Source organism: Dissulfurirhabdus thermomarina (assembly GCF_012979235.1).
GTDB classification, from domain to species: Bacteria; Desulfobacterota; Dissulfuribacteria; order Dissulfuribacterales; family Dissulfurirhabdaceae; genus Dissulfurirhabdus; species Dissulfurirhabdus thermomarina.
Window position 1 is genome coordinate 118268 of sequence record NZ_JAATWC010000006.1, and the last position, 10473, is coordinate 128740.

The 10473-nt window shown below is 72.7% G+C and carries 9 protein-coding genes; 4 read left to right on the plus strand and 5 right to left on the minus strand.

The features are described 5' to 3' along the window. Positions 1-68 precede the first annotated feature (68 nt). The 3 genes from HCU62_RS08310 to HCU62_RS08320 form a co-directional block, all read right to left on the minus strand. The gene (locus HCU62_RS08310) at positions 69-650 is read right to left on the minus strand and encodes a class I SAM-dependent methyltransferase (protein ID WP_163299270.1); all 582 of its coding nucleotides are present in this window, start codon (positions 648-650) and stop codon (positions 69-71) included. 129 nt (positions 651-779) lie between these two features. Then, positions 780-1343, minus strand: coding sequence for a YkgJ family cysteine cluster protein (locus HCU62_RS08315; RefSeq protein WP_163299271.1), 564 nt, complete (start codon positions 1341-1343; stop codon positions 780-782). A gap of 15 nt (positions 1344-1358) precedes the next feature. Next, a complete protein-coding gene (locus HCU62_RS08320) occupies positions 1359-2657 on the minus strand; it encodes an adenylosuccinate synthase (protein ID WP_163299272.1) in 1299 nt (432 codons plus the stop codon). 100 nt (positions 2658-2757) lie between these two features. Between HCU62_RS08320 and polA the strand changes: the two genes are divergently transcribed. From polA to HCU62_RS08335, 3 genes are read left to right on the plus strand one after another with little or no spacing between them, the layout of a single operon-like run. After that, positions 2758-5472 carry a DNA polymerase I gene (gene polA / locus HCU62_RS08325; protein ID WP_163299273.1) on the plus strand — a complete coding sequence of 905 codons (2715 nt, stop codon included), beginning with the start codon at positions 2758-2760 and terminating at the stop codon, positions 5470-5472. A gap of 9 nt (positions 5473-5481) precedes the next feature. Beyond that, complete coding sequence (locus HCU62_RS08330; protein ID WP_163299274.1) at positions 5482-6249, plus strand: PilZ domain-containing protein; 768 nt, start codon at positions 5482-5484, stop codon at positions 6247-6249. Then, positions 6246-6611 carry a hypothetical protein gene (locus HCU62_RS08335; protein WP_163299275.1) on the plus strand — a complete coding sequence of 122 codons (366 nt, stop codon included), beginning with the start codon at positions 6246-6248 and terminating at the stop codon, positions 6609-6611. The genes HCU62_RS08330 and HCU62_RS08335 overlap by 4 nt, the downstream gene beginning before the upstream one ends. Here HCU62_RS08335 and HCU62_RS08340 read toward each other — a convergent pair. Together HCU62_RS08340 and HCU62_RS08345 are read right to left on the minus strand one after the other, a co-directional pair. Then, the gene (locus HCU62_RS08340) at positions 6601-8313 is read right to left on the minus strand and encodes an AMP-dependent synthetase/ligase (RefSeq protein ID WP_169755558.1); all 1713 of its coding nucleotides are present in this window, start codon (positions 8311-8313) and stop codon (positions 6601-6603) included. The two genes, HCU62_RS08335 and HCU62_RS08340, sit on opposite strands and share 11 nt — an antisense overlap. After that, entirely contained in the window at positions 8313-9560 is a 1248-nt protein-coding gene (locus tag HCU62_RS08345; RefSeq protein WP_163299746.1) for an OmpP1/FadL family transporter, read from the minus strand. Before HCU62_RS08345 ends, HCU62_RS08340 begins: the two co-directional genes overlap by 1 nt. A gap of 184 nt (positions 9561-9744) precedes the next feature. On the opposite strand from HCU62_RS08345, the gene HCU62_RS08350 reads away from it, so the two are divergent. Next, positions 9745-10458 carry a WbqC family protein gene (locus tag HCU62_RS08350; RefSeq protein WP_163299748.1) on the plus strand — a complete coding sequence of 238 codons (714 nt, stop codon included), beginning with the start codon at positions 9745-9747 and terminating at the stop codon, positions 10456-10458. Positions 10459-10473 lie beyond the last annotated feature (15 nt).

Sequence of the window (10473 nt, forward strand, 5' to 3'; positions counted from 1 at the left end):
ACGCTCCCCCGTGTTCGAGCCGGAAGGATCCCGCGGGCGCCGGGCGCGCCGGCGACGCGCCCGGTCCCCTAGCCTTGGCCAAGCCGAAAGAGCGCCAGGTAGGTCCAGGGACCGGCGTCCGTCACGGCCCGGCGGCGGAACCCGTGGACCGCCGCCCGGGAGGCAACCTCGTCCGGACCGAGCCGGAGCGCAAGGGGAGGCCCCGGGGGGCCCTCCACCGTGCGGAACTCCACCACGGCCAGCCGCCCCCCGGGCCGGAGGACCCGGGCCGCTTCGGCCAGGGCCGCGCGGCCCCGGCCGTCGGCGGCGAGATCGTGCAGGACCGTGGCCATCAAGACGGCGTCCACGCCGGCGTCGACAAGCGGCAGGCGGCCCGCGTCGGCCACGTGGGCCGTCACGTTTCGAAGCCCCGCCGCCTCGGCCCGGCGGGAGAGCTCCGCCACCCCGTCGGCCCAGAGATCCACGGCCACCACCGCGGCCTCCGGGTGCCGACGGGCGGCCGCGAGGGCGTAGTTACCCACCCCGCAGCCGAGATCGAGCAGGGTCTCCCCGGGACGAAGCGCGAGGGCGGCGAAGACCGCCTCCGTGTCCACCAGGTCGAAGCTGCTCTTCCCGGCGGCGGTGGGCAGGGTGCCGTGCGAGTGCGGCATGGGGACCTCCTGGCGCCGCGGCCGCCCGCCCGGGGCGACCGCCTGGCGGCTCCAGTCTAGCGCCCCCGGCGACGCACCGCAAAGGCCGCGGGATCGGCTCGCCCCCAAGATGCGGCGGTGCGGGAAGTCTCAGGGACCGGCGCCCCCGGCGCAGCGGAAGCGGAGGGCCGAGCGGATGCCGATCCGGTCCGGGAAGGGCCGACCCGGGCGGCACCGGGCCGCAAAGCGCAGGTTGACCGCCGCCAGGGCCGTGTTCAGGCGGCGAAGCGAGATCACCGCGTCCCCGGCGAGGTCCGTCACCCCGCGAAAGTTCCGCGGGCAGAAGGCCACGGCGGGCGCGGCGCCCGCCTCGCTCGGGGCGTCGTCGAGGAGGAGGGGCAGACCCTGGGTCCGGCAGATGACGGGCCGCGCCTCGTAGAGGGCGCAAGCGCCGTCCACCAGGAGCGGGCAGCCGCCCGGGCCGGCGGCCGCCACGGCCTCGCGGGCCGGCCCCGGGGGCATGCGGGCGAAGGCATCGGCCAGGGCCGCCGCCTCCACCGGGAAGACGGACAGCTCCGTGCAACAGTCGTGGCAGCCCCGGCGGCAGGCGATGAACCGGCCGTAGCGCTCCCGGATGCGGCGACAGAGGGCGTCGACGCGCCCGCGGAGGGCGAGGTAGTCGGCGAGCAGCGGCCGGTGCCCGGGGGCCGTCACGGGCGGGGCCGCCCCCTAGGCCTCGAAGGGGTTTCTGAGCAGCAGGGTCTGGTCCCGGCCGGGGCCCACGGAGACCAGGGCCACCGGCACGCCGGCGATCTCCTCCATGGCGCGGAGGTAGTCCCGGGCGGCGGGGGGGAGGTCGTCCAGGCCGGCCACCCCCGAAAGGTCCTCGCGCCAGCCGGAAAGCTCCTCGTACACCGGGCTCAGCCGCTCCACCTGGCGGATGTTGGCGGGCATGGAGGTGACGGGACGCCCGTCCACCTCGTAGCGCCGGCAGAGCTTGAGTGGATCGAGCCCGCTCAGGACGTCGAGCTTGGTGACGGCCAAGCCGTCGAGGCCGTTGAGCCGTACGGCGTCCTGGAGGACCACGCCGTCGAGCCAACCGCAGCGGCGCCGCCGCCCCGTGGTGGCCCCGAACTCCGCCCCGCGCTCCTGCAGGTGATCCCCCACCGCGTCCTCGAGCTCCGTGGGGAAGGGGCCGCCGCCCACCCGGGTGGTGTAGGCCTTGCAGATGCCCAGCACGTAGTCCACCCGGCTCGGCCCGATGCCGGCCCCGGCGCAGGCCCCGCCCGCCACGGTGTTGGAACTGGTGACGTAGGGGTACGTCCCGTGGTCGACGTCGAGCTGGGTGCCCTGCGCCCCCTCGAAGAGGACGTGGCGCCCCGCCCGGCGGGCCTCGTCGATGAGGACCGAGACGTTGGCCGCGAAGGGGGCGAGCCGCTCCGCGTAGGCCATGTACTCGTCGTAGATGGCCCCGGCGTCCAGGGGTTCGGCTCCGTAGCGCCGGGTGAGGAGGAAGTTCTTCTCGCGCACGTTCTCCTCGAGCTTCTCCCGGAAGAGGTCCGGGTCGAGGAGATCCGCCACCTTGATGCCGGTCCGGACGATCTTGTCCTCGTAGCAGGGGCCGATGCCCCGGCCCGTGGTGCCGATCTTCCGGCCGCCGGACTTGGCCGCCTCCCGGGCGTGGTCGAGGGCCCGGTGGTAGGGCAGGATGAGGTGGGTGTTCTCGCTGACGCGGAGCCGATCGGGGGTCACGGGGCGGTCCCGGGCGGCCAGCTCGTCGAGTTCCCCGATGAGCACCGCCGGGTCGAGGACCACGCCGTTGCCGACGAGGCACAGCTTGTCGGGGTAGAGGATCCCCGAGGGGATGAGGTGGAAGATGAACTTCTCCCCGCCCACGAGCAGGGTGTGGCCCGCGTTGTTGCCCCCCTGGAAGCGCACGATGACGTCCGCGTGGCGGGTGAGCAGGTCCACCACCTTTCCCTTCCCCTCGTCCCCCCACTGGGTCCCGACGACGACGACTGTGGCCATGGCGCGCCTCCCCTTTACTTTTGGCGCCCGGCAGGATACTTAACCAGGAGGCGAAAGTCAAACGATCCCCGCAGCCAGACACCCCGAAGACGCCCATTCCATGGACAAAAACGACCACCGCGACGCCGTCCGCCGGGAGGCGTTCGCGGCGCCGGTCTTCCTCATCGACGGAAGCTCCTACCTCTACCGGGCCTACTTCGCCATCCGCCAGGATCTCACCACCCGGTCCGGTTTCCCCACCAAGGCCGTCCTCGGGGTGACCAACATGCTCTGGAAGGTCCTCCGAGAGAAGGACCCGGCCTACGTGGCCGTGGCCTGGGACGCCAAGGGCCCCACCTTCCGCCACGGGATCTACCCCGACTACAAGGTCAACCGCCCCGCCATGCCCGACGACCTCCAGCTCCAGGTCCCCCGGGTCCGCGAGGTGGTGGAGGCCCTGGGGCTCCCCCAGCTCGAGGTCCCGGGCTACGAGGCCGACGACATCATCGCCACCCTGGTGGAGCGGCTCCGGGACCACCCCGTGCTCGTCGTCTCGGGGGACAAGGACCTCCAGCAGCTCCTCGGCCCCCGGGTCACCCTCTGGGACCCGATGAAGGACGAGGTCCTGGACCTCGAGGCCCTTCGCCGCCGGACCGGCCTCGACCCGGAACGCCTCCGGGACGTCATGGCCCTTTCCGGCGACACCAGCGACAACATCCCCGGCGTCCCCGGGGTGGGCCCGAAGACCGCCCTCCGCCTGATCCGGGAATTCGGCTCCCTGGACCGCCTGCTGGAGAGGGTGGACGAGATCCCGCAGAAGGGCCTGCGCGAGAAGATCCGGGCCGCCGCCGGCGACCTCCCCCTCTGGCGGCGGCTCGTGACCCTGGCCACCGACGTCCCCGTCCCCGGCGAGGTCGAGGCCTACCGGCGCCGGCCGCCCGACACGGAGCGGCTCCGCGCCCTCTTCCAGGAGCTGGGCTTCACCCGGCTCCTGCGCGAGATGGTCCCCGACCAGCGGATCGACGAGGCGGCCTACGAGGTGGTGCGGGACGAGGCGGCCCTCCGCGACTGGGCCGAGCGGGCCCGGCGGGCCGAGCTCCTCACCCTGGACACCGAGACCACCAGCGAGATCCCCATGCAGGCCCGGCTGGTGGGCATCTCCCTCTGCATCACCCCGCCGGCGGCGGCCTACATCCCCGTGGCCCACGACGGGGCCGGCCCCCAGCTCTCCCTGGAACGGGTGATCGAGGCCCTCGGCCCGGTCCTCGCCGACCCCGATGTCCCCAAGCTCGGGCAGAACATCAAGTACGACCGGATCGTCCTGGCCCGCCACGGCGTGGAGCTGCGGGGCATCGCCGGCGACACCATGGTGGCCTCGTACCTCCTGGACCCCTCGCGCCGGCGCCACAACCTGAACGACCTCGCCCAGGAGTTCCTCGGCCACACCATGACCACCTTCAAGGAGGTCACCGCCGGGCAGACGGGACGCCCCGACTTCCGGAAGGTCCCCGTGGAGAAGGCCGCGGCCTATGCCTGCGAAGACGCCCATGCCACGGCCCTCGTCCACGAGCGCCTGGTCCCCCGGCTCAAAGAACACGGCCTCTGGGAACTCTACCGGGAGATCGAGGTCCCCCTCATCGAGGTCCTGGCCCGGATGGAGATGGCCGGAATCCTCGTGGACGCGGAGGGGCTCGACCGGCTGGCCGACGAGTTCGCCGAGCGCCTCGCGGCCCTGGAGCAGGACATCCACCGGGCCGCCGGGACCCCCTTCAACGTGAACTCGCCCCGCCAGCTCTCCGAGATCCTCTTCGACCGCCTGAAGCTCCCGAAGGGGAAGAAGACCCGGAAGCGGACCGCAGCCTCCACCGACGTGGAGGTGCTCACGGAACTGGCCGAGCGCCACGAGCTCCCCGCCCTGGTCCTCGCCTACCGGAACCTGGCCAAGCTCCGCTCCACCTACGTGGAGGGCCTCCGGCGCATGATCCACCCGGAGACCGGCCGGGTTCACACCTCCTTCAACCAGACCGTGACCGCCACCGGGCGCCTGTCCTCCAGCGAGCCGAACCTCCAGAACATCCCCGTGCGCACCGAGGAAGGCCGGCGCATCCGGGCCCTCTTCCGGGCCGCCCCCGGCCACGTGCTCCTCTCCGCCGACTACTCCCAGATCGACCTCCGGGTCCTGGCCCACTACTCCGGCGACGCGGCCCTGCTCGCCGCCTTCCGCGCCGGGGCCGACATCCACCGGCGGACCGCCGCCGAGATCTTCGACGTCCACCCCGACCTCGTGACCCCGGAGATGCGCCGGGTGGCCAAGACCGTGAACTTCGGTATCATCTATGGGATGAGCGCCTACGGGCTCGCCAAGGAACTCCGGGTCCCGCAGAAGGAGGCCCAGGGCTTCATCGACCGCTACTTCGCCCGCTACCCGGGGGTCCGGCGCTACATGGAAGAGACCGTGGCCGCGGCCCGGGAAAAGGGCTACGTCACCACGCTTCTCGGGCGCCGCCGCTACATCCCCGATATCGGCGCCCGGGTCCGGAGCGTGCGGGAATTCGCGGAGCGGACGGCCATCAACGCGCCCATCCAGGGGACCGCCGCCGACATCATCAAGCTGGCCATGCTCCGCGTGGACGAGGCGCTCCGGGCCTCCGCCTCCCGCGCCGCCATGCTGCTCCAGGTCCACGACGAGCTGGTCCTGGAGGTGCCGGCGGCGGAGGCGGCGGCGGTGGCCCGGGTGGTCAAGGAACGGATGGAATCGGTGATGGAGCTGGCCGTCCCCCTGGTGGTGGGGATCGGGACCGGGCCCGACTGGGCCGCCATCGAGAAGAACGGGTAAGGAGGCCGCGTGAAGGCGGAAAAGGGCTGGGTCTACCTGGAGGGCGAGTGCCGCTACACCCGGAACCCGGACATCATCCGGCACGAGGTCCGGCGCCTCCACCAGGAACGGACCTGGGTGGATCTCCGCCACCCGGGCTACCGGTCCGTCCCCACGGTGATCACCGGCACCGACGGGAAAATCGTGGAGATCGACCGCCCGCGCGACTGGGAGCCCGTCCCGGAAGTCCTCCTCACCTACCAGCGGCCGCGGGAGCCCTGGCACTTCATGAAGGCCGACGTCAAGGAGGTCACGGCCCGGTCCGTCCGGATCCACCTCCCCCACACCCTGACCGTATTCGAACGCCGCGAATTCTTCCGAGTGGAGGTCCCCGCCGGTTCCTCGGTGGTGATCCAGTACGTGAGCGGCGGCACCGCCGCCCGGCTCTCCGGGGACCTCGCCGATCTCAGCGGCCAGGGCTACGTTCTGGACGGCGAGGTGGTGGACGTGAGCCTCGGGGGGGTCGCCTTCGAAACCACCCCCCTCCCCGACATCCCGCTCCCCTCGGTGGGGACCCGGATCCATCCCGTCACGTTGCACCTCGCCGCCGGGCCCGGGGGCGCCCCGGACCTCATCCGGATCTCGGAGGCCACGGTGGTCAAGCTCCGAAAGCGGGGCGACCAGCCCCGGGCCCGGATCGCCCTCCGGTTCTCCGCCACGGAGGAGGAGACGGAGGCCCTGGCGGCCTACATCCGGCGGCGGGAGCTGGCCATCCTCAAGGCGGCCCAGGAGGCATGACCCCGGGAGTCGACGCCGCCGGGGGGCTGGTGCTCGCCATCCTCGCCCCCGTGCCCGGGGCCGTGGTCGCCCCGGGCCGCCCTGTCCCGGTCCGGGTCCAGGTCTGCCTGGCGTGCGGCCGGCCGAGTGGAACGGCGGGCGGCCTTCTGGACGTCACGGCGCGGCTGGTGCCCGCCGGGGCCGGGGCCGAGCACCGGACCTCCCTCGAGCCGGCCGGGGAACCCGGGGCCTTCTCGGGCGCCCTCCGCCCGCCGGGCGCGGGCGGGATGCGGCTCACCGTGGAGGCCGTGGACCGCGAGACCGGGGCGGCGGGCCGGGCGGCCGTGGCCATCGAGGTGCGGGAGGATTCCCCTAGCCCTTGAAGAGGTAGCGCTTGATCTTCCGGGTGGAGGTCTTCGGCAGTTCCTCGTCCCGCACCAGGAACCGCTTGGCCCGCTTGTAGGCGGCCACCGCCCGCATCTGCCGCTGGGCCTCCCGCACCACCAGGGCCTCGACCTCCTCCTCGGAGAGGACCTTCCCCTTGAAACGGGCCCCGATGGCCTCGTAGTCGGGGATGAGGACGGCCCGGACCTCCTCGCCTCCGCCGGGAAGCTCGTGCCCGTAGACCATGGACTCAAGGATGAAGGGGCTGCGGTTGATCTCGGCCTCCACCTCCTCCGGGTAGACGTTCTTGCCCGCCGGGGTGACGATGAGGTTCTTGGCCCGCCCGGCCACATAGAGGTAGCCCCTGGCGTCCTGGTAGCCGAGGTCCCCGGTCCGGAGCCACCCCTCCCCGTCGAGCACCTGGGCCGTGGCCTCCGGGTTGCGGTAATACCCCTTCATGACCATGGGGCCCCGAAAGGCCAGCTCGCCCACGCCGGCGGCGTTCGGATCGAGGATGCGCACCTCCACCCCCGGCAGCGGCGGGCCGATGCTCTCGTCCACCGGCGCCTCCTCCGGGTTCACCGCCAGCACCGGGCTCGCCTCGGTGAGCCCGTAGCCCTGGATGAGGGTGATCCCGAGCCGGCGGAACTCCCGGGGGATCCGGGGCATGAGCGGGGCGCCGCCCGCCACCAGCAGCCGAAGGGAGCCGAGGCCGGCCCGCTCCCGCAGGCGGCGGAAGAGGCGCCTGCCGAGGTTGCGCCGCCCCACGAGTTCCCCGGCCCGGACCACCCCCTTGAGCCCCCGGAAGGCCCCCCGCACCGGCGCGGGCCTGCGGCCGATGCCCCGGTAGATCCCCTCGAGCATCTTCTGGAAGAGCAGCGGGACCCCCAGCATCACGGTGGCGCGGCTGGCCTGGAGGTCTTCCAGGATGTCGCGGGACTTGAGGCTCCGGGCATAGGTGATGCTGGAACCCGTGTAGAGCGGCAGGAGGAACCCCGCCGTGCACTCGAAGGTGTGGTGGAGCGGGAGGACGGACAGGAACCGTTCACCCTCGCAGTGGATGGCCTGGCTGCAGGCCGCGGCGTCGGCCACCACGTTCCGGTGGGTGAGCATCACCCCCTTGGGCTGGCCCGTGGTGCCGGAGGTATAGATGATGGCCAGGAGGTCGTCCGGGTCCGGCGGGGGCGGGGCGGCCACGTGGGCCCGGCCCGCCTCCATGAGGTCCCGGATCGTGGCGATCTCCTCGCGCCCCGGCAGCTTCTCTTCCGCGAGGAGGATCACCTTCTCGGGAACGGGGAAGTCCGGGTGGGTCTCGAGGACGACGTCCAGGAACCTCGGCGCCACGAAGGCGGCCTCCGCCTCCGCGTCGGCCAGGATGTGGCGGATCTCGTTCTCGCCGAGGAGGGAATCCACGGGGACGCAGACGGCCCCGGCCGAGGCGGCGGCGAGGTAGGCCTGGGCCCACTCGGGGGAATTGGGCCCGAGGATGGCGCACCGGTCGCCCTTTCGGACCCCGAGGGCGGCCAACCCCTTGGCCAGGGCACGGACCCGGTCCGCCAGGTCGCGGTAGGTGAGCGTCCGGTCGCCCTCCGGCCGGCGGGCGGTGAGGGCCGGGCGGTTCCCCCACCGCGCCACCGACCGCTCGAGCATCCCGGGAATGGTGAACCCCGGAGCACCGGGGCCCGGTTCCGGGCGGGACATCAGAACTTCCAGCGCACGTCCAGGTTCACCACGTTGGCGTAGCCCTCGTAGGTCCCCGTCAGGGTGGGCGTCACCAGGGACGGCGCACTGTCCTCCACCAGGATGTAGGTATAGGCCGCGTCCACCGCCAGGTTCCCCCGGGCGAAGCCCACCCCGAGCCCGAAGAGGTGGCGGTCGTTGGTGGGCAGGGAGGGATCGCGGTAGGTGTCGTCGATGGGGGACTTGTCGTAGACGTAGGAGCCCCGGACCTCCCACTCGGGGGAGAGCCGGTACGCCGCCCCGAGCCGGAGGGCCCAGACGTTGTGCCAGTCCTTCGGAACGCTCACCACGCCGGGAAGCCCCACGCCCGGGGTGTACTCGTACTCGAAGTCGAGCGACTGGTAGGAGGACCAGCGGGTCCAGACGGCATCCACGGCCAGGGTCCAGCCCTCGAGGGCCGTGGTGGCGAGCCCCAGGGAGACCGTGGCCGGGAGCCGGAGCACGAGGCCCACGTCGCTCCGCGGAAAGAGCGGCGCGAGCAGCCCGGGTACGTTCCGGTAGGTGGCCGTGCCGTCGAGATCGAGCTTCACCTCGGACCGGTACACCACTCCCAGGGTCCAGTCCTGCCGCGGGCGGACCAGGGCGGAGACCAGGTAGCCCGCGCCGGTGTCGGAGCCCTCGATCTTGTTCTCGACCTCGCCGAAGGGCGTCACGGAGATGGCATTGGTGAGCTCGGCGTCGGCCCGGGCCACCTGGGCCCCCGCCCCCACGGCGAGCCAGTCGAAGACGCGGTAAGAGACGGACGGCGTGACGAAGACGGTGCGAAGCTCCGTCTTCACGGCGTTGAAGCGGCCGGGCCAGGTGCCGTCCCACTCGGTGGTGAGCCCGTAGGGCACGTTCACCGCAAGCCCCAGCCCCACCCCGTCGGCCACGGTGCCCGCCGCGTAGAAGTAGGGAAGCGGGTAGCCCTTCTTCTTCATGGAGTAGTCGGCCCCGGGGCCGTCGAGCTGGAGGTCGGGCATGACCACCGCCGTGCCCGCCAGGGCCTCGGTCCCGCCCATGAAGGCCGTGGCGGCCGGGTTGAACCAGGCGCCCTCGGCCAGGCCCGTCCGGGCGGTCATGGCGGCGCCGGTCCCCATGGCCCGGGCGGAGAGCTCGTTGAAGAGCTGGAAGCCGGCGGACCAGGCCGGGGTGGTGAAGGCCAGCCACACGACGGCGGCCAGGGGCCAGCCGAACCGAAAGATCGTTCCCCTCGAGACCTGCGACATGATGTTCCCCTCCCGTTTTCCTCTTCTTCCACCCCGCCCCCCGATGGTCCCCTCCGACCGTGTAACATGGCGATTTATCAACCCGAAAGCCCCCTGTCAAGGAAAGAGGCCCGGCGGCGCTTGACCCGGCCCGGCCCCGGGTCTAGGAAACAGGAAGAGGGGTGCCCCCGGTCGCCTCCGCGCCATGCCTGCCAGCTTCGCCGTCCACCAGCCCGCCTTCCTCCCCTGGCCCGGCTTCTTCGCCAAGGCCATGCGGGCCGAGGTCCTGGTCCTCGCCGACGCGGTCCCCTTCTCCACGGGCTTCACCTGGGTCAACCGGAACCGGGTGAAGGGGCCCGGCGGCGAGGTGCGGCTCACCGTCCCGGTCCTCCGAAGGGGCCGGGGCGTGCAGCTCATCCGGGACGTCCGGGTCTCGCCGGAGCCGGCCTGGCGGACGAAGCACCTGCGCACCCTGGACCATTGCTACGCCGACGCCCCGTACCACCCGGACCTCCGGGGGCCCATCCGGGACCTCTACGCCGCGGCGCCGGAGCGCCTCCTGGACTGGAACCTCTCCCTGCTGGAGATCCTCCGGCCCTACTTCGAGCCCGGAGCCGCCGGCTGGGTGCTCCAGTCGGAGCTCGGGGTGACCGGCCGCGGGACGGAACTCCTCGCCCGGATCGGCCGGGCCCTCGGGGCCGGGCGCCTCGTGGCGCCGAGGGCGGCACGGGCCCACGTCGACACGGCCGTACTCGGCCGGAGCGGGATCGAGGTGGAGTGGTTCGCCTACGTCCCCCCGGTCTACCCGCAACTCTGGGGGGCGTTTCGGAAGGATCTTTCGGCCCTGGACCTGGCCTGCACCTGCGGCCCACGGGCCGCGGACATCGTGCGCCGGGCCTGCCGGCCCTGGGCCCCCTGAAGGGACGGGTGCTAT

Excerpts from the sequence above, each read along its gene's own strand:
- HCU62_RS08310 (WP_163299270.1), bottom strand. The coding sequence starts at position 650 with ATGCCGCACTCGCACGGCACCCTGCCCACCGCCGCCGGGAAGAGCAGC.
- HCU62_RS08320 (WP_163299272.1), bottom strand. The coding sequence starts at position 2,657 with ATGGCCACAGTCGTCGTCGTCGGGACCCAGTGGGGGGACGAGGGGAAG.
- polA (WP_163299273.1), top strand. The coding sequence starts at position 2,758 with ATGGACAAAAACGACCACCGCGACGCCGTCCGCCGGGAGGCGTTCGCG.
- HCU62_RS08335 (WP_163299275.1), top strand. The coding sequence starts at position 6,246 with ATGACCCCGGGAGTCGACGCCGCCGGGGGGCTGGTGCTCGCCATCCTC.
- HCU62_RS08340 (WP_169755558.1), bottom strand. The coding sequence starts at position 8,313 with ATGTCCCGCCCGGAACCGGGCCCCGGTGCTCCGGGGTTCACCATTCCC.
- HCU62_RS08345 (WP_163299746.1), bottom strand. The coding sequence starts at position 9,560 with ATGTCGCAGGTCTCGAGGGGAACGATCTTTCGGTTCGGCTGGCCCCTG.
- HCU62_RS08350 (WP_163299748.1), top strand. The coding sequence starts at position 9,745 with ATGCCTGCCAGCTTCGCCGTCCACCAGCCCGCCTTCCTCCCCTGGCCC.